At 70.1% G+C, this 16,697-nt stretch carries 17 protein-coding genes and 1 tRNA gene; 12 read left to right on the top strand and 6 right to left on the bottom strand.

Annotation, left to right across the window (positions count from 1 at the left end):
• The first annotated feature begins 18 nt into the window (after positions 1–18).
• The gene (locus tag ACWTPI_RS19170; protein ID WP_029043057.1) at positions 19–2,112 is read left to right on the top strand and encodes a UvrD-helicase domain-containing protein; all 2,094 of its coding nucleotides are present in this window, start codon (positions 19–21) and stop codon (positions 2,110–2,112) included.
• 234 nt (positions 2,113–2,346) lie between these two features.
• Here ACWTPI_RS19170 and ACWTPI_RS19165 read toward each other — a convergent pair whose 3' ends face one another.
• Positions 2,347–3,078 carry a dioxygenase family protein gene (locus tag ACWTPI_RS19165; protein ID WP_454732357.1) on the bottom strand — a complete coding sequence of 244 codons (732 nt, stop codon included), beginning with the start codon at positions 3,076–3,078 and terminating at the stop codon, positions 2,347–2,349.
• Between the two features lie 518 nt (positions 3,079–3,596).
• Between ACWTPI_RS19165 and ACWTPI_RS19160 the strand changes: the two genes are divergently transcribed.
• From ACWTPI_RS19160 to hemN, 3 genes are all read left to right on the top strand, one after another.
• Positions 3,597–4,337 (top strand): response regulator, encoded by a 741-nt coding sequence (locus ACWTPI_RS19160; RefSeq protein ID WP_029043056.1) that lies wholly within the window; start codon positions 3,597–3,599, stop codon positions 4,335–4,337.
• Positions 4,309–5,529 carry an ATP-binding protein gene (locus tag ACWTPI_RS19155; protein ID WP_454732356.1) on the top strand — a complete coding sequence of 407 codons (1,221 nt, stop codon included), beginning with the start codon at positions 4,309–4,311 and terminating at the stop codon, positions 5,527–5,529. The genes ACWTPI_RS19160 and ACWTPI_RS19155 overlap by 29 nt, the downstream gene beginning before the upstream one ends.
• A gap of 369 nt (positions 5,530–5,898) precedes the next feature.
• The gene (gene hemN, locus ACWTPI_RS19150; RefSeq protein WP_231401516.1) at positions 5,899–7,317 is read left to right on the top strand and encodes an oxygen-independent coproporphyrinogen III oxidase; all 1,419 of its coding nucleotides are present in this window, start codon (positions 5,899–5,901) and stop codon (positions 7,315–7,317) included.
• A gap of 131 nt (positions 7,318–7,448) precedes the next feature.
• Here the strand turns inward: hemN and ACWTPI_RS19145 are convergent, their stop codons facing one another.
• Positions 7,449–8,300, bottom strand: coding sequence for a c-type cytochrome (locus ACWTPI_RS19145; protein ID WP_454732355.1), 852 nt, complete (start codon positions 8,298–8,300; stop codon positions 7,449–7,451).
• Positions 8,301–8,679: 379 nt separating this feature from the next.
• Between ACWTPI_RS19145 and ACWTPI_RS19140 the strand changes: the two genes are divergently transcribed.
• Positions 8,680–8,755: transfer RNA gene (locus tag ACWTPI_RS19140), tRNA-Arg, on the top strand.
• 71 nt (positions 8,756–8,826) lie between these two features.
• Here ACWTPI_RS19140 and ACWTPI_RS19135 read toward each other — a convergent pair.
• Complete coding sequence (locus ACWTPI_RS19135; protein ID WP_155887892.1) at positions 8,827–9,081, bottom strand: site-specific integrase; 255 nt, start codon at positions 9,079–9,081, stop codon at positions 8,827–8,829.
• A gap of 48 nt (positions 9,082–9,129) precedes the next feature.
• On the opposite strand from ACWTPI_RS19135, the gene ACWTPI_RS19130 reads away from it, so the two are divergent.
• Positions 9,130–9,399: a BrnT family toxin gene (locus tag ACWTPI_RS19130; RefSeq protein WP_454732354.1), complete on the top strand. Its 270-nt coding sequence runs from the start codon at positions 9,130–9,132 to the stop codon at positions 9,397–9,399.
• Positions 9,383–9,733: a BrnA antitoxin family protein gene (locus tag ACWTPI_RS19125; protein WP_020200424.1), complete on the top strand. Its 351-nt coding sequence runs from the start codon at positions 9,383–9,385 to the stop codon at positions 9,731–9,733. Before ACWTPI_RS19130 ends, ACWTPI_RS19125 begins: the two co-directional genes overlap by 17 nt.
• A gap of 203 nt (positions 9,734–9,936) precedes the next feature.
• On the opposite strand, the gene ACWTPI_RS19120 is transcribed toward ACWTPI_RS19125, so the two are convergent.
• Positions 9,937–11,340, bottom strand: a complete 1,404-nt coding sequence (locus ACWTPI_RS19120) for an aminotransferase-like domain-containing protein (RefSeq protein WP_454732353.1) — start codon at positions 11,338–11,340, stop codon at positions 9,937–9,939.
• Between the two features lie 171 nt (positions 11,341–11,511).
• On the opposite strand from ACWTPI_RS19120, the gene ACWTPI_RS19115 reads away from it, so the two are divergent.
• The 5 genes from ACWTPI_RS19115 to ACWTPI_RS19095 all read left to right on the top strand — a co-directional run bounded on the left by ACWTPI_RS19115 (position 11,512) and on the right by ACWTPI_RS19095 (position 14,995).
• Positions 11,512–11,922, top strand: a complete 411-nt coding sequence (locus ACWTPI_RS19115) for a RidA family protein (RefSeq protein ID WP_059410956.1) — start codon at positions 11,512–11,514, stop codon at positions 11,920–11,922.
• A 59-nt stretch (positions 11,923–11,981) separates the two neighbouring features.
• On the top strand, positions 11,982–12,812 hold the full coding sequence (locus ACWTPI_RS19110; RefSeq protein ID WP_454732352.1) for a transporter substrate-binding domain-containing protein: 831 nt from the start codon (positions 11,982–11,984) through the stop codon (positions 12,810–12,812).
• A gap of 105 nt (positions 12,813–12,917) precedes the next feature.
• Positions 12,918–13,571, top strand: a complete 654-nt coding sequence (locus ACWTPI_RS19105) for an amino acid ABC transporter permease (RefSeq protein WP_029043054.1) — start codon at positions 12,918–12,920, stop codon at positions 13,569–13,571.
• Positions 13,568–14,215, top strand: a complete 648-nt coding sequence (locus ACWTPI_RS19100; RefSeq protein ID WP_020200420.1) for an amino acid ABC transporter permease — start codon at positions 13,568–13,570, stop codon at positions 14,213–14,215. The genes ACWTPI_RS19105 and ACWTPI_RS19100 overlap by 4 nt, the downstream gene beginning before the upstream one ends.
• Before the next feature lie 3 nt (positions 14,216–14,218).
• Positions 14,219–14,995: an amino acid ABC transporter ATP-binding protein gene (locus tag ACWTPI_RS19095; protein ID WP_059410898.1), complete on the top strand. Its 777-nt coding sequence runs from the start codon at positions 14,219–14,221 to the stop codon at positions 14,993–14,995.
• 63 nt (positions 14,996–15,058) lie between these two features.
• Here the strand turns inward: ACWTPI_RS19095 and ACWTPI_RS19090 are convergent, their stop codons facing one another.
• Entirely contained in the window at positions 15,059–15,490 is a 432-nt protein-coding gene (locus tag ACWTPI_RS19090) for an acyl-CoA thioesterase (RefSeq protein ID WP_020200418.1), read from the bottom strand.
• Positions 15,491–15,500: 10 nt separating this feature from the next.
• Complete coding sequence (locus ACWTPI_RS19085; protein WP_454732351.1) at positions 15,501–16,667, bottom strand: iron-containing alcohol dehydrogenase; 1,167 nt, start codon at positions 16,665–16,667, stop codon at positions 15,501–15,503.
• Positions 16,668–16,697 lie beyond the last annotated feature (30 nt).

The following is a 16,697-nucleotide window of genomic DNA, read 5'->3' as shown; positions in this document are numbered from 1 at the left end:
GCCACCACGCCCCGACGCATGACCCACGGACTCAATCCCGCCCAATCCGAAGCCGTCCGTTATCTCGACGGACCCTGCCTGGTGCTGGCCGGCGCCGGCTCCGGCAAGACGCGGGTGATCACGCAGAAGATCGCGCACCTGATCGAGGACAAGGGCTTCGAGCCGAAGCACATCGCCGCCGTGACCTTCACCAACAAGGCCGCCAAGGAGATGCAGGAGCGCATCGCCAAGCTGATGGAAGGCAAGACCACGCGCGAGGGCCGCCGCATCCCGCTCAAGCAGATGACGGTGAGCACCTTCCACTCGCTCGGCGTGCAGATCCTGCGCGCCGAGGCCGAGCACGTGGGACTCAAGCCGCGCTTTTCCATCATGGACTCGGACGACTGCTTCGGCCTGGTGCAGGAGCAGCTCGCCACCACCGACAAGAAGCTGATCCGCAGCGTGCAGAGCACGATCTCGCTGTGGAAGAACGGCATGGTCGATCCCGAGACCGCCATCGCCACCGCCGAGAGCGCCGACGACCACCAGGCCGCGCTGGTCTACCGCAACTACGTGGCCACGCTGCACGCCTACCAGGCGGTGGACTTCGACGACCTGATCCGCCTGCCGGCCGAGCTGTTCGCGCGCGACGAGGCGGTGCGCATGAAATGGCAGAACCGCCTGCGCTACTTCCTGGTGGACGAATACCAGGACACCAACGCCTGCCAGTACGCGCTGCTCAAGCAGCTCGCCGGCGGCTCGCACCTGCGCGCGCCGGCCTTCACCGCGGTCGGCGACGACGACCAGGCCATCTACGGCTGGCGCGGCGCCACGCTCGACAACCTGCGCCTGCTGCAGACCGATTTCCCCGGCCTCAAGGTGGTCAAGCTCGAGCAGAACTATCGCTCCACGGTGCGCATCCTGGAAGCGGCCAACGCGGTCATCGCCAACAATCCCAAGCTGTTCGACAAGAAGCTGTGGAGCGAGCACGGCATGGGCGACCCGATCGCCGTCAATCCGATGAACGACGAGGAGCACGAGGCCGAATCCGTGGTGTTCCGCCTGTCCGCGCACAAGTTCGAGCGGCGCGCGCAGTTCCGCGACTACGCCATCCTCTACCGCGGCAACCACCAGGCGCGCCTGTTCGAGCAGATCCTGCGGCGCGAGCGCATTCCCTACGTGCTGTCCGGCGGCCAGAGCTTCTTCGACCGCGCCGAGATCAAGGACATCTGCGCCTACCTGCGCCTGATCGCCAACGCCGACGACGATCCCGCCTTCATCCGCGCCATCACCACGCCGCGCCGCGGCGTCGGCAACGCCACGCTGGAAGTGCTCGGCACCTTCGCCGGGCAGGCCAAGGTGTCGCTGTTCGAGGCGGCCATGATGGGCGGCATCGAAGGCAAGCTGCAGCCGCGCCAGCTCGAGCCGCTGCGCGTGTTCTGCGAGTCGATGGTGCGCCTGGCCGGCCGCGCGGCCAGCGATCCGGCCAGCCAGGTGCTCGACGACCTGATGGAAGGCATCCACTACGAAGCCTACCTGTACGACACCTTCGACGAGCGCCAGGCCCAGTCGCGCTGGACCAACACGCTGGAGTTCCTCGACTGGCTCAAGCGCAAGGGCACCCGGCCCGAGGGCGCCGAGGGCGAGGCCACCGGCTTCGACACCGCCGACGGCTTCGGCGACGAAGGCAAGAACCTGCTCGAGCTGACCCAGACCGTGGCGCTGATGAGCATGCTCGAAGGCCGCGAGGAAGATCCCGACGCGGTGCGCCTGTCCACGCTGCATGCCTCCAAGGGGCTGGAATACCCGCACGTGTTCCTGGTCGGCGTGGAAGAGGGCATCCTGCCGCATTGCCGCGAGGACGAAGACCTCGGCGACGAGAAGATCGAGGAAGAGCGCCGCCTGATGTACGTGGGCATCACGCGCGCCCAGCGCAGCCTGCAGATCAGCTGGTGCAAGAAGCGCAAGCGCGCGCGCGACACCTACTCGTGCGAGCCCTCGCGCTTCATCGGCGAGATGAAGCTCGAGGAAGCGCCCGCGCCGGCCGACGCCACCCCCGCCATGAGCCCCAAGGACCGCCTCGCCGGGCTCAAGGCGCTGCTCGGCACGCCCGGCAAGACCACCGCGTCCTGACGCCCGCGCCGGCGGCGCGGCGTACAAAGTCAATACATTGGCCTACAAGCGGGACAAGATCGGCGCCCGCCGGCCTCCTAACATCGCGGGTGCCCGGACTGCTGCACAGGTCCGGGCGCCGCGCCGTTCCGTCCCTTCGGAGTCGGCGTGGCCGGGCGACATGCCCGACTTCTTCCCTGTTTCGACGCCCCCGCACCCTGCGTCCGGGGGCGTTTTTTTATGCGCCCGCGCGGCTCACGGGCGCGCCACCCCCACCAGGAATTCGCCCTCCAGCAAGCCGCTTTCGTTGGGGCGGTGGACCATCACGAAGCCCGGATGCGCGCCGGCGAGCGGGTCCTGCCGCACCGTCACCGGCGACGGGCCGCGCGCGCGGTAGGCGGGATGGCTGGTATGCACGAGCTGGCTGAGCCGGTCGTCGAAGAACATCTGGGTGGTCAGCACGCCGTGCTCGCCGAGATGGATCTTCAGGTGGATGTGCACCGCGCGCGGCGCGTACCAGCCCGGGTAGATGGTCAGGAACTGCGCGCTGCCGTCGCGCCGGGTGGCCTGCGCGCCGCGCAGGAAGCGCTGCGCGCCGGCGGGCGCGGCGGCCACCGGCGCGGAAGCCTCGCCCGCGGCCGGCGGCGGCTCGGCCCGCTCGAAGCCGCTGTAGTGCCCACCGGCATCGCAATGCCAGATGCTGGCCACGGCGCCGGCCACGCGCGCGCAGTTGCGCGCCGTATCCAGCACGATCACGCGCAGCCGCAGCGGCTGGCCGGGGCGGCGGTCGCGGATGTCGCTGCGCATCAGGGATTCGTCGATATAGAACGGGCCTTCGGCCCGCTCCGGCGTCAATGCGCACAGCGGCGCCACGGCGCCGGCCTCGCCCGCCAGCCCGAGCAGGCCCGCGCCCAGCGCGCCGCCCACGCCGCCGAGTCCGCCGATGAAGCGGCGCCGGCCCTGGTCCGGCAAGGGGCTATCGCGCATCTCGGCGGTCCTCCCGGCGGCGCGGCGCAGCACTGGGTACGCCTGCCGGCGCGCTGCCCGGCGATTCCGGCAGTTCAGTCGATTCCGGCGAGGCTTGCATGGGATTCATGGTGGTCTCCAGTGGCCGGCGCGGGGCGCCGGCTGCATGCCGATCGCTTCCAGCATAGCCCGGGGGCGGCCGAAACAAAGCGGTGCGGCGTGCACATGTTGATCTTAGGAGATGCGCGCGCCGCCCGGCGCGGGACAAGAGCGGAAAGCCGGGCGCCTGCGTGCGCCGCCGCGCATGCCGCTCGCTGCTCGCTGCTCGCCGCCGGCACGCGCGGTCTTGTGTCGATTCTGATACAAAGAGGCCACACCGCGCCCATCAGCGCGCGCCGCCATGCTGGTAGAGTGATCGCCTGGCGCAGGTCATGCGCCAGCCTGCCTTGGCGCGCCGCGCCGCGCGCGCGCCGATCCCGGGCGCCGCCGCGCCGCCAGCCATGCCGCCTACCGCCGCAACCTGCCACACCGATACCCCGATGGACCTGTCCCCCGCTTCGCCCCTGCACCTGCTGGTCGTCGACGACGATCCGCAGATCCGCGCCATGCTGGCCGAATATCTCGCCACCTTCGGCATCGAGGCCGACGGCGCCGAGGGCGGCGCCGCCATGCGCGCCGCGCTGGCCGCGCGCGACTACGACCTCGTGGTGCTGGACCTTTCGCTGCCCGGCGAGAACGGCCTGGCGCTGTGCCGCGAGATCCGCGAGCGCGGCGACCTGCCGGTCATCATGCTGACCGCGCGCACCGAGCTGGCCGACCGGGTGGTCGGCCTCGAAGTGGGCGCCGACGACTACGTCACCAAGCCGTTCGAGATGCGCGAGCTGGTGGCGCGCATCCACACCGTGCTGCGCCGCGCGCGCGCCGGCGCCGGCGCGGGCCTGAAGCGCCCGGCGACGGTGGCCGGCCACGAACTGCGCTTCGGCAGCTGGCGGCTCAACACCACGCTGCGCCAGCTCGTCGACGGCGAGGAAACCGTGGTGCCGCTGTCCAACGCCGAATTCCGCCTGCTGCTGGCCTTCATCGAGCATCCCAACCGCGTGCTGGACCGCGAGCTGCTGATCAACCAGGCGCGCGGCCGCGATCTGGACGTATTCGACCGCAGCATCGACCTGCTGGTCTCGCGCCTGCGCCAGAAGCTGCGCGACGACCCGCGCGACCCGGCGCTGATCCGCACCGTGCGAGGCGAGGGCTATGTCTTCACCGGCACCGTCGAAGGCTGAGCGCGCGGGCTGGGTGGCCCGCCATGACACGATGTTCGTGCGGCTGTTCCTGGTGATGATGGCCATCATGCTGGCCGTGCACGTGCTGGGCGTCACCGTGATCGAGAGCATCTTCCCGCGTCCGGGCGAGATCGGCATCGCGCTGGTGCCCGGCGACGAACCGCCGCCCGACGACGCGGGCCCGCCCCGCGCCGGTGGCCCCGGCCCCGGTCCTGCTGCTGGTTCCGATACCGGCCTCGCTGTCGGCGCCACCACCGGCCCCGCCGCCGCTGGCGGCGCGCCGCGCGCGGACGCGGGCGGCGCCATGCCCAGGCATCACCACCTGCATCCGCCGCGCGGCCTGGGCCCGCCGCGCCTGGGCCTGCTGTTCCAGTTCGCCGCCATCATCGCCGCCTCGTGGGCCGGCGCGCGGCTGCTGGCGCGCCCGGTGCAGAGCCTGGCCAGCGGCGCCGGCCGGCTGGCGCAGGACGTGCACGCGGCGCCGCTCGACGAGGACAGCGGCCCGGCCGAGGCGCGCGCCGCGGCCCGCGCCTTCAACCACATGCAGCGGCGCATCCGCACGCAACTCGCGCAGCAGTCGCGCTTCCTGGCCGCGGTGTCGCACGACCTGCGCACGCCGCTCACGCGCATGAGCCTGCGCATCGAAGGCGTGGACGACAACCGCGTGCGCTACCGCCTGCGCCAGGACCTGGCCGAGATGAACGGGCTGATCGACGCCACGCTCTACTACCTGCGCGAGCGCGACGGCAACGCCGGGCCGCGCCAGCGCGTGGACGTGCACGCGCTGCTGCAGGCCGTGGTGGACGACGCCACCGAGATCGGCCAGGACGTCACCCTGGCCGGCGCCGCCGCGCCGCTGCTGGCCTACCCGGCCGAGCTGCGCCGCGCGGTGGTCAACCTGGTGGAGAACGCGCACCGCTACGGCGGCAGCGCGCGCATCGAGCTGGCCGACAGCGCGGAGCGCGTGGTGATCGACGTGTGCGACAGCGGGCCCGGCATTCCGCCCGAAGACATGGCGCGCGTGCTGGAGCCGTTCTACCGGCTGGAGACCTCGCGCAGCCGCGCCACCGGCGGCGTCGGCATGGGTCTGTCGATCGCCTCGGACATCGTCGCGCGCCACGGCGGCGAGCTCAACCTCGCCAACCGCCCCGAAGGCGGCCTGCGCGTGCGCATCACGCTGCCGCGCGCCTGAGCGCGCCGGCGATGCGAGGTGACGCCGGCGCCCGCGGGGAAGATGCCGGGAAGCCGCCGGGGTGACGCCAAGGTGGCGTCCGGGTGGTGTCCGACCACGCCCGCCCGGCGCGGCGCGACGCCGCTTGATGTCGATCAACGCCCGCCGGGCCGCCCGCCTCTAGGATGAGCGATCGACATCCGACACGAAGGCCGCCCCATGTCCGCGCCAGCCCCCGCCCCGCACCCCGCCAGCAGTCCGTCCACCCGATCCATCGCGCTGTCCGCCGCCGGCCAGCCGCGCGCCTGCTCCGGCAACTGCGGCGCGGCCTGCACCGGCAAGCAGCCCGGCGGCCACGCGCTGGCGGATTTCCGCGCGCTGGCCGGGCGCATGGACATCAACGGGCCGCGCTACACCTCCTACCCCACCGCGGACCGCTTCCACGGCGGCTTCGGCGAGGCCGACTACCTGCAGGCGCTGGCCGACTGCGCCGCGCAGCCGGCGCCGCTCTCGCTCTACGTGCACATCCCGTTCTGCGAGAACATCTGCTACTACTGCGGCTGCAACAAGATCATCACGCGCGACCACGGCCGCAGCGGCCGCTACGTGCACTATCTCGTGCGCGAGATGGCGCTGGCCGCCGCGCGGCTCGGCGCGCGGCGCGAGGTGGTGCAGTCGCACTGGGGCGGCGGCACGCCGACCTTCCTCGACGCGGCCGAGATGCGCCGCGTGATGGACGCCATGCACGCGCACTTCGACCTGCTGCCCGAAGGCGAGCACTCCATCGAGATCGATCCGCGCCGCGTCGGCGACGCGCAGATGGCGCTGCTGGCCGAGCTCGGCTTCAACCGCGTCAGCCTCGGCGTGCAGGATTTCGACGCCGAGGTCCAGCAGGCCATCCACCGCGTGCAGTCGCAGGCCGAGACCCGCGCCGTGGTCGACGCCGCGCGCCGGCTCGGCTTCCGCTCGGTCAGCATGGACCTGATCTACGGCCTGCCGCACCAGACCGCGGCGCGCTTCGCCGCCACCGTGGAACAGGTGCTGGCAATGCGCCCGGACCGGCTCTCGGTGTACAGCTACGCGCACCTGCCGCACGTGTTCAAGCCGCAGCGCCGCATCGACGAGCGCGCGCTGCCCGCGGCCGCGGAGAAGCTCGACATCCTGGTCGGCACCATCGCGCAGCTGACCGCCGCCGGCTACGTCTACATCGGCATGGACCACTTCGCGCTGCCCGACGACGCGCTCGCCGTGGCCCAGCGCGAAGGCCGGCTGCAACGCAACTTCCAGGGCTACTCGACCCACGCCGGCCACGACCAGCTCGGCTTCGGCGTGTCCTCGATCGGCGCGGTCGCCGGGCGCTACGTGCAGAACGCGCGCACGCTCGACGAATACTACGGCGCGCTCGACCACGGCACGCTGCCGGTGATGCGCGGCTTCGCCACAGACGCGGAAGACCGCCTGCGCCGCGAAGTGATCGGCGCGCTCATGTGCAACGGCGTGCTCGACATCGCCGCGCTCGAGGCCCGCGCGGGCATCGACTTCGCCACGCATTTCGCGGCCGAGCTCGACGAGCTCGCCACGCTGGCCGGCGACGGCCTCGTGCGCATCGAACCCGCGCGCATCGAGGTCACGCCGCTGGGCCGCCTGCTCGTGCGCCGCGTGGCGATGGTGTTCGACAGCTACCTGCGCGCCGATGCCGGCCGGGCTGCCCAGGCGGCCCAGGCCGCCGCGCCGGCGCGCGACGCTGATGTGGGTACGCCGGTGAAGACGCCCGCGGAGGCGCCGCTGCGCTACTCGCGCGTGGTCTGAAACTGGCAAGTTCGCCGCGTCGGCATCGGCGCGGCATCGACGTGGTACCAACGCGGCACCAATGAAAAAGCCCGGCGCACGCGCCGGGCTTTTGCTTGGGACCGCCGGCGCCGCAACGGGCGCCGGGAGCATTACTTCGCGGCGTTCGCCATGTAGTCCACCGCGGCGAGCACGTCGGCATCCGGGCCGGCGTAGCCGCCCTTCGGCGGCATCACGCCCTTGCCCTTGAGCGCGAACGCGTGGACCGCGTCCATGCCTTCCTTCAGGCGCGGCGCCCAGGCCGCCTTGTCGCCGAACTTCGGCGCACCGGCGACACCGGCGGCGTGGCAGGCGGCGCAGACCTGCTCGTAGACCTTCTTGCCCACGTCGGCCGAAGCCGGCGCGGCGGCGGCCGGAGCCGCAGCGGCAGGCGCGGCCGCCGCTGCCGCCGCTACGCCTGCATCGGACGCGGCCGCCGTGGCGCCGCCGGCCGGTGCTGCCGGCTCGGGGAACTTGGCGCCGCCGGCGTCGGCCATGTAGACCACCGCGCGGCCGAGCTCGTAGTCGGAATAATCGTCCGGCGTGGTGCCGGCGCGCGGCTGCATGGCGCCCTTGCCGTGCAGCACGGAATTCAGCAGGCCCTCGAAACCCTGGCCGATGCGCGGCGCCCAGTCGCCCGCGTTGCTGTACTTCGGCGCGCCCGCGGCCCCGGTGGCGTGGCACGCGGCGCACACTTCCTTGTAGACCTGCTCGCCCGTCTTGAAGACGCGCGGCGCGTTGGGATCCTTCAGTTCGAGAGAAGCGACCGGCTTGATGCGGTCATTGACGGCTTCGACGGTGGTGGAAGCGCCCGCGCCTTCCTTGGAGCCATGTCCGACGAAATTGACCAGCAGGATGATCACGATGATCGGCACCAGGAAGGCTGCGATCACCACTGCGATCAACTGCTTGGGGGTCTTGATGGGAGACTCGTGTTCTTCGTGCTCGTTTTGGACGTCGCTCATGCTGAACTCTCGATTTTGCAGGAAACCCGTAGCAGCTCGCGATCGGCTGCCTTGTCAGGCCGCTTGCCCGGTGACCGAACCTCCCGGCCAGTGGCGCGCATCGGACCGTTATCCATTCCCTGTCAGCCCTGAAGCGCGCCGGCAGGCGGAGCCAGCCTGCGCCGTCCCTGACTCCATGTGGACGCCGCGTAGCCCCGTTTTTACACAAATAACTGGCGATTATATCCGCAAAGACCTGCAGAATCGAGGCAAAAGCGGCTTGAGAGAAACGTAGCTGCGCCACCGAAAAGGCGCCGGCAATGGACGCTGCGAGGCAAACGCTGTATGCTATGCGACTTTCCGGCGGCGCCATTCGCGCGCTGCCAGCGTCATACCCTCCGCGCCCGTAGCTCAATGGATAGAGTACTGCCCTCCGAAGGCAGGGGTTGCTGGTTCGATCCCAGCCGGGCGCACCAATTATCACAACGGTTTCCCGCATTTTCCCGTTCTGCCCTGGCGCTCGGCGGCGGCTGAATTTCGACCAGTTTCAGCGCTGCTTATTCACTGCGCCAAGTGACAGCTGCGCATGGCGTTGCGCCATCTCCATCGTTTTCCAGCCTCCTGATTCCCGGGGTACCTGCGGCGACTTGCCGCACCACACATGCGAGTTTGCGCAGATATGCCGCAGGTCATGCCAGCGCAACTTCGGCGATGCGGCGAAGGCGGTGGAGGTCTTCGCGCGCAGCGGGGTGAAACCGCCGCAGGACCGGCCGACATGCCCGGCATCAGCGATATTTTGCATAGGCAGAAAATCCTCGCGTGCTGGATTTAATGCCACTACAATAATTGCATGCGAATTGAATTCGACTCCGCCAAAGACGAGATCAACCGGGCCAAGCACGGCATGTCGCTGGCGGAGGCCGAATCATTCGAGATGGACACGGCCACGGTGCAGGACGATGATCGCTTCCCCTACGGCGAGGCGCGCTTTATCGCCACCGGCCTGATTGGCGAACGTGTTCATGTGCTGGTGTTCACGATGCGGGGCGAGGCGATGCGCGTCATCAGCCTGCGCAAAGCCAACTGCGGCGAGGTACTGAAATATGTCGACGAAGCGTAAGATCCACATCCCCGCCGATGACGAAGACCGCGCCCTGACCCGGGCCGCGGAGTCGGACCGGGACAACCCGCCGCTCACGGATGCGCAACTGGCGCGGATGCGCCCGGCGCGCGAGGCGCTGCCCGAGCTGGTCGGCGAGACGGCGGCCAAGGCGCTGCTCAAGCCACGCGGCCGGCCGGCATTGCCTGCGGACCAGCGCAAGGTGACGCTCAACATGCGGGCCGACCGCGATGTGGTGGAAGCCTTCAAGGCGACCGGCGACGGCTGGCAGACGCGCATCAACGATGCGCTGCGCGCCTACGCGAAGTCCCATCGGATGCTGCCGCGAGGCTGACTGGCCGCGTTCCTGCCGGCCGATTCCCGTAGCGGCGCCCCGGGCCGGCTGCATGCCTTCCCGGGCACCCGGGGGGGCGAACCGTACCGTGCCCGGACTGGGCTTCCCCCGGCGTGAGGTCAAGACTCCGCCTTTCGACGAGGTTCCCGGCGCGTTCCTGTTCCGCCCGCGAAGAACGCACCAACTCCGCCCGGCGCTCCACGCTACAACAACCCAGACAACCCCATCAGCGCCCGCCGCAGCGTTTCCTGATCCGGCGCCGCGTTGTGGCATACCCGCACCAGCGCGCCGCCCGTCATCGGCGTGCCTTCGAAGACGTCATACGGGGTCACGCCGATGCCCGCGCTTTCGGCCGCCCGCGCGAAGGTCTGGCCGGTCCAGTGCGTGCCGACGCGCAGCCCGAAGTAGAACGCGCCCGGCCGGGTCACTACCGCGGAGGCGGGCAGGCATGACGCGACGATGGCTTGCCGGGCGTGGGTTTCGCGCCGTATCTCGTCGACGATGCGGTCCATGTTGTCGGCGGCAAGGACGTTCATCGCCACGGCGGCGTTCAGCGGCGATGCCATGAGCGTCGTGGCGCGCAGCGCGACGCCAAGCGCGCGCACGTGCTCGGCGGGCGCCGCGACGAAGCCGATGCGCAGGCCGGGGCCGACCAGCTTGGACAGGCCGGTGACGTACACCGTGCGCTCGGGCGCGTAGCTGGCCAGCGGCAGCTCGGGGTCGTTGGGCATCCAGCCATAGACGTCGTCCTCGACGATGACGATATCGCGCCGGCGGCAGACCTCGGCGATGTCCCGGCGGCGCGCCGCGCTCATGGTGGCGGTGGTGGGGTTGTGCAGCGTCGGGCAGCAGAACAGGACCCTGGCGCCGGAGCGCTGGATGGCGGTGTCGAGCGCGTCGGGCAGCAGCCCTTCGGCATCCATGCGCACGCCGACGAGCGAGCGTCCCAGCATCGTCGCCGCGGACTTCAGCCCGTAGTAGGTCAGTTCCTCGGTGAGCACGATGTCGCCGGGGCGCGTGAGCGCGCCCAGCGAGAGCAGCAGTCCGTGCTGCGCGCCGCACGTGACGATGACGTTGTCCGCGGTCGCGAAGACGCCGCGCCTGTCGAGCCACGCGGCGGCGGCCGTCCGATGCTGCGCGTAACCCGCGTCGACCTGCGTGGCCAGCATGCGCTGCGCATCGTGCGGCAGCAGCGTCGACAGCACCGCATGCGCGCCGGCCATGCCGGGCGCGTGCTCGGGAAAGTTGTGCGAGAGATCGATGAAGCCGTGCGGCTGCGAATGATCCCACAGCGACGCGGGCGCGTCGGTGGAGGAGGGCAGCGTGAGATAGGTGCCGCGCCCGACTTCGCCCTTGATGAATCCCATGCTGCGCAGCTCGTCGAAGGCGCGCGTCACGGTGCCGAGGTTCAGTCCGAGCAGCCGCGCGAATTCGCGCTGCGGCGGCAGGCGGTCGCCGGCCTTGAGGGCGCCCGTCGTCAGGGCATTGCGCACGCCTTGCGCGATCGCGAGGTAGCGCGGGCCGCGCGCGATGCCGATGGCCACCATCCACGGCGGCCGGTGTCCGGGAGCCGGCTTCGAATTGTACCAATCATTGTTCTGATCCATGCGAATCCTCCCAAAAAATCAGCACAAATCGCACTGATCTTGTGCGCACATTTTTTGTGTCACACACAATTTGTACGACATCAAGCTGCGATTTTAATACAAATTGTACTGATCCCCGGCTGGCACACGCGTTGCGATACAGGCTGTCGTTTCCAATCACGAAGCATGCCGATGTCCGATAGCCGAATTACCTGTCACATGATCGCCGGCGGGCCGACGCCGGTCGCCCCCTTCAGCCACGCCACCGAGAGCGACGGCCTGGTCTTCGTGACCGGCCAGATGCCCGACCGGCCGGGCGCGCCCGGCGTCCTGCCCGAAGGCATCGAGGCGCAGACGCGCAACGTCATGGCCAACCTGCGCGTGGTGCTGGCCGGGCTGGGGCTGACCTTCGCGGACGTGCTCGTGGCGCGCGCCTACCTGACGCGCTTCAAGGAGGACTACGCGGCCTTCAACGAGACCTACCGGACCTTCTTCGAACCGGGGCGCCTGCCCGCGCGCACCTGTGTCGGCGTGACCGGGCTCGCATACGACGCCCTGGTGGAAATCGATTTCGTCTGCCGCCGCCCGGCGGCGGCGCTTTGACCCTGATCCCCGATCCCCGATCCCTGATGGCTGTTCAACTCTGATTGCAAGGAAAGACCATGACGTTCAAACATTGGCTCGCAGCGGCTGCCACGGCGTGCGCCGCACTGACTGTCGGCGCCGGCGCCGCGCACGCGGCCACGCTGGAGCAGATCCAGGCGAAGGGCGTGATGACCGTCGCCACCGAAGACGACTACCGGCCTTTCGAGTACGTGGAGGACGGCAAGCCGCTCGGGCTCGATCACGCGCTGCTCGAACAACTGCGCAAGTCCGCGGGATTCAAGATCGAGCAGAACATCATGCCGTGGTCGGGTCTGCTCCCCGGCGTGACGACCGGCAAGTACGACGTCGCGCTGACCGCGGTCGTCGTCACCCCGGAGCGCGCCAAGAGCCTCGACTTCGCCATGCCGATCGCCGAGGCGACGCAGTACTACGTGGTGCGCGCGCAGGAAACCCGCATCAAGTCCGTGGCCGACCTGGCCGGCAAGACCGTGGGCGTGCAGGCCGGCGGCGGCTCGTTCGCCGCGCTCGACAATCTGCGCAAGCTGCTGGCGGCCAGCGGCGGCAGCCTGGGCAAGGTCGTGCAGTACGCCTCGTTCCCCGAGGCCTACCAGGACCTGGCCAATGGCCGGGTCGACTACGTCATCAACGGCGCGCCGAACCTGGCCAGCCTGATCAAGGAGCATCCGGACCGCTTCAAGCTGGGCTCCGCGGTGGGCACGCCCACCTACGCCGCATGGGCGGTCACCAAGGGCAACACCACGCTGCTGAACTATCTCAACCAGTTCCTCGCCAAGGCGCGCGCGGACGGCTCCCTGTACGCGCTGCAGCGCAAATGGCTCGGCATGACCTTCGAGTCGCTGCCGGTCTCGCCGCTGGCCGGGCAATAACGCGACATGCGGGCGACATGCGGGCGACGTGCGGGCGGCATGCGAATGGCATGCCGGTGACTCGCGCGGCCGCCGGCCGCGCCGCCCGGGCATGCCGAGGACGCCATGACGACGACATCCCTACTCACCTTGCTGCAGGGCGCCGGCACCACGCTGCTGCTGGCGCTCATCGCAATCGCCGCCGGCATCCCGCTGGGACTGATGCTGGCGCTGCTGCGGTGGCGCCGGCTGCCCGTCATCGACGGGCTGATTGCCGGCTACGTCAGCCTGATGCGTCCCACGCCGGTGGTGACGCTCTGCCTGCTGGTGTTCTTCCTGCTTCCCGCGGTCGGGCTGGAGCTGCCGCCGATGGCCGCGGCGGCGCTGACGTTGAGCCTGAACACCACCGCGTTCAACTGCGAGATCTGGCGCGCGGCGCTGGCCACGATTCCCCGTGACCAGCTCGAGGCGGCGGCGGCCTTCGGCTTCTCGCGCGGGCAGAGCTTCAGGCGCATCGTGCTGCCGCAGCTGTGGCGCGTGAGCCTGGGGCCGCTGGTGAGCGAGATGACCTTGCTGCTGAAGATCACGCCGGCCGTGTCCGTCATCGGCATCGTGGACATCACGCGCGCGGCCAGCCGCATCGGCGCCCAGACCTACGATCCGCTGCCGCCGTTCCTGGCGGCCACCGTGCTCTACACCGTGATCATCGCGCTCCTGGTGCAACTGCAGCGCGTGCTGGAGCGCCGCGTGGACCAACGTTACGGATATGCCGGCTCATGAATAGCCTGAACGCCATCTGGGAGACGCGCGACGTCTTCCTGTCGGGAGCCGGCGTATCGCTGCTGCTCGTGGGGCTGTGCCTGGCCATCAGCCTGCCGCTGGCCACGCTGGCGCACGTCGCGCTGCAGGAGAGCGCGGCCGGCTTCGCGCGCGCCGCGCGGCTGCTGCTCGACGTCATGCGGTGCGTGCCGTTCCTGCTGCTTGCCTACGTGGTCTATTACGGGCTGCCCGCGGTCGGAATCCGCCCGGAAGCATTCTGGGCGGGGCTGTCTTCGCTGGTGGTCTACCACACCGCCTACTTCATCGAGATCCTGCGCTCGGCCGCGCTCTGCGTTCCACAAGACACGCTGGTCGCGGCGGACGCGTTCGGCTTCCCGCGCTACAAGCGCTACACGCGCATCGTCTTTCCGCAACTGTTCGCGATCGCCGCGCCGGTCCTGGTCAATCAGTCGGTGATGGTCATCAAGGACAGCGCGCTGCTGATGATCATCACGGTGCAGGAAATCACCTTCGCGGCCAACTTCGTCAGCGCCAACTATTTCTCGCCCTTCGCCCCGTTCCTGTTCGCGATGCTGCTGTACTGGCTGATGTCGCTGCTGACCGACCGGCTGGTGGGCCGGCTGGGCAAACTCCGTATGAGGTGATTCATGGAAGACAGCGTACCCGCGGCCATCGCGGTGCGAGGATTGTGCAAGGACTACGACGGGGTCGAGATCCTGCGCGACATCAGTTTCGATGTGCCCAAGGGCACGACGACCTGCCTGCTGGGCCCGAGCGGCTCGGGCAAGTCCACGCTGCTGCGTTGCGTCAACTGGCTGGAAGTGCCGGGGCGCGGCACGATCCGCGTGGGCGGCGCGCCGATGGGGCGCACCGGCGAGGGGGCGGCGTCGCGGCCGCTGTCCCGCAAGGAACTGGCTGCCGCCCGCGGCCGCATCGGCACCGTGTTCCAGAACTTCGCGCTGTGGCCGCACATGACCGTGCTCGGCAACGTGATGGAGGCCCCGGTCCACGTGCACGGCCGGCCGCGCGCCGAGGTGCGGGCCGAGGCGCTGGCCTTGCTGGAGACGGTCGGCCTGGCCAGCAAGGCGGAGGCCTATCCGCATCAACTGTCGGGCGGGCAGAAGCAGCGCGTCGCGATTGCCCGCGCGCTGGCCATTCGCCCCGAGGTGCTGCTGTTCGACGAGCCCACCAGCGCGCTCGATCCCGAAATGGTCGGCGAGGTGCTCGGCGTCATGCGCGACCTCGCCGCCCGGGGGCTGACCATGCTGGTGGTCACGCACGAAATGGGATTCGCGCGCGACGTGGCCAACGAGGTGATCTTTCTCGACGGCGGCAAGCTGGTGGAGACCGGGCGCCCCGAGGATTTCTTCGGGCATCCGAAAACCGAGCGCGCGCAGAAATTCCTCGCGCGGTTCAATCGTTGAGCCCGCGGCGGGAATGACACCGGCGGCCGGCGCGGCCGGGCGCGCTTTCCGCTTTCCCCGCTTTCAGCGCGGCCACCGCAGCGCCTCGAGCAGCGCCCGCGTTTGCTCGGGCACCGCCACCGGCCGGCCCGTTGCGCGATCCACGTAGACGTGGACGAAATGCCCCGCCGCGCAGACGCGCTCGTCCCCCTCGCGGAAGATGGCGACCTCGTAGCGCACGCTCGACGTGCCGATGCGGCTGACCCGGATCCCCACTTCCAGCGCGTCCGGAAACGCGATCGAGCGGAAGTACGCGCAGCCGGTCTCGGCCACCAGGCCGACGATCTTGTCCGCGTGGATGTCGAGCGCGCCGCCGTCGATCAGGTACTTGTTGACCGCCGTGTCGAAGTAGCTGTAGTAGGTCACGTTGTTGACGTGGCCGTAGGCGTCGTTGTCCATCCAGCGGGTGGTGACGGGGGTGAGGCGCGGGAAATTCTCCCGGACTTCGTCGCGCATGGCGGTCTCTTCAGAAGGCGGCTTCGTACAGGCGCAGCGCGTCGTCGTGCGTGACGTCGCGCGGGTTGTTGACCAGCAGGCGCTGCTGCTTCATCGCGTCGCCGGCGAGTCGGGGCAGGGCGTCCCGGGGGATGCCGGCGGCGCGCAGCGACTGCGCGTAGGGCATCCCGGCAGTGATGTCGGTGATGGCCTGCACGAAGCGTTCGGCGGCTTCGGCGTCGGGCGCGGTGGCCAGCGCCGGCAGGATGGCGCGGCCCAGCGCGGCGTACTCGGCGGTGGCGTGGGAGAGGTTGAAGCGCAGGACCGCGGTGAGCATCAGCGAATTGCTCAGGCCGTGCGGCAGGTGATAGTGGCCGCCGAGCGGATAGGCCAGCGCGTGCACGGCGGCCACCGGCGCGTTGGCGAAGGCCATGCCGGCGAGCATGGAGCCCAGCAGCATGCGTTCGCGCGCGTCCGCGCCGGCGGCCCCTCCCACCACCTCTCCCACCACCTCGCGCAGGTTGCCGTACAGCAGCTGCAGCGCCTTGACCGCGAGCGCGTCGGAGATGGCGTTCTTCTTGTGGCGGCTGGTGAACGCTTCGATCGCGTGCACCATCGCGTCGACGCCGGTCATGGCCGTGACCGCGGGCGGCACGCCGAGCGTGAGCAGGCTGTCGAGCACCGCGGCGTCGGGCAGCAGCAGCGGCGTGACCACGCCTTTCTTTTCCGAGGTGGGCGTGGTGACGATCGAGATCGGCGTGACTTCGGAGCCGGTGCCGGCCGTGGTCGGCACCTGGATCAGCGGCAGGCGCGGCCCGGCGGCGAGGCCGATGCCGTAGATCGCGCCGAGCTGCTGCGGCGTGCGCGCCAGCAGCGCCACCAGCTTGGCGGTGTCCATCGAGCTGCCGCCGCCGAAGCCGATCACCATGTCGGCGCCGGCGGCGCGCGCGGCCTCGGCCGCCTGCAGCACGACGGCCTCGGGCGGGTCGGCCTGCACGTCGGAGAAGACCGTGGCCTGGATGTCGGCGCGCCGCAGCGCGGCGAGCGGCCCGGTTGCGATGCCGGCGTCGAGCACGCCGCGGTCGGTGACGAAGAAGACGTGCTGCGCGCCGAACGATTGCGCGAGCTCGTGCAGGCGCAGGGCCGCGCCCTGCGCGCAGACGATCTGCGGCGCGGTCTGGAAGACAAAACTGCTCATGGGTCGACTCCGGATGCGGGATTGCGTGGC

The organism is Cupriavidus ulmosensis, assembly GCF_977008105.1.
Note: the sequence above shows the minus strand (reverse complement) of the source record. Positions and strands in the feature narration are given on the sequence as shown.

Coding starts and splice junctions, on each gene's coding strand:
- ACWTPI_RS19170 (WP_029043057.1), top strand. CDS start 19: ATGACCCACGGACTCAATCCCGCCCAATCCGAAGCCGTCCGTTATCTC.
- ACWTPI_RS19165 (WP_454732357.1), bottom strand. CDS start 3,078: ATGCGCGATAGCCCCTTGCCGGACCAGGGCCGGCGCCGCTTCATCGGC.
- ACWTPI_RS19160 (WP_029043056.1), top strand. CDS start 3,597: ATGGACCTGTCCCCCGCTTCGCCCCTGCACCTGCTGGTCGTCGACGAC.
- ACWTPI_RS19155 (WP_454732356.1), top strand. CDS start 4,309: ATGTCTTCACCGGCACCGTCGAAGGCTGAGCGCGCGGGCTGGGTGGCC.
- hemN (WP_231401516.1), top strand. CDS start 5,899: ATGGACATCAACGGGCCGCGCTACACCTCCTACCCCACCGCGGACCGC.
- ACWTPI_RS19145 (WP_454732355.1), bottom strand. CDS start 8,300: ATGAGCGACGTCCAAAACGAGCACGAAGAACACGAGTCTCCCATCAAG.
- ACWTPI_RS19135 (WP_155887892.1), bottom strand. CDS start 9,081: ATGCAAAATATCGCTGATGCCGGGCATGTCGGCCGGTCCTGCGGCGGT.
- ACWTPI_RS19130 (WP_454732354.1), top strand. CDS start 9,130: ATGCGAATTGAATTCGACTCCGCCAAAGACGAGATCAACCGGGCCAAG.
- ACWTPI_RS19125 (WP_020200424.1), top strand. CDS start 9,383: ATGTCGACGAAGCGTAAGATCCACATCCCCGCCGATGACGAAGACCGC.
- ACWTPI_RS19120 (WP_454732353.1), bottom strand. CDS start 11,340: ATGGATCAGAACAATGATTGGTACAATTCGAAGCCGGCTCCCGGACAC.
- ACWTPI_RS19115 (WP_059410956.1), top strand. CDS start 11,512: ATGTCCGATAGCCGAATTACCTGTCACATGATCGCCGGCGGGCCGACG.
- ACWTPI_RS19110 (WP_454732352.1), top strand. CDS start 11,982: ATGACGTTCAAACATTGGCTCGCAGCGGCTGCCACGGCGTGCGCCGCA.
- ACWTPI_RS19105 (WP_029043054.1), top strand. CDS start 12,918: ATGACGACGACATCCCTACTCACCTTGCTGCAGGGCGCCGGCACCACG.
- ACWTPI_RS19100 (WP_020200420.1), top strand. CDS start 13,568: ATGAATAGCCTGAACGCCATCTGGGAGACGCGCGACGTCTTCCTGTCG.
- ACWTPI_RS19095 (WP_059410898.1), top strand. CDS start 14,219: ATGGAAGACAGCGTACCCGCGGCCATCGCGGTGCGAGGATTGTGCAAG.
- ACWTPI_RS19090 (WP_020200418.1), bottom strand. CDS start 15,490: ATGCGCGACGAAGTCCGGGAGAATTTCCCGCGCCTCACCCCCGTCACC.
- ACWTPI_RS19085 (WP_454732351.1), bottom strand. CDS start 16,667: ATGAGCAGTTTTGTCTTCCAGACCGCGCCGCAGATCGTCTGCGCGCAG.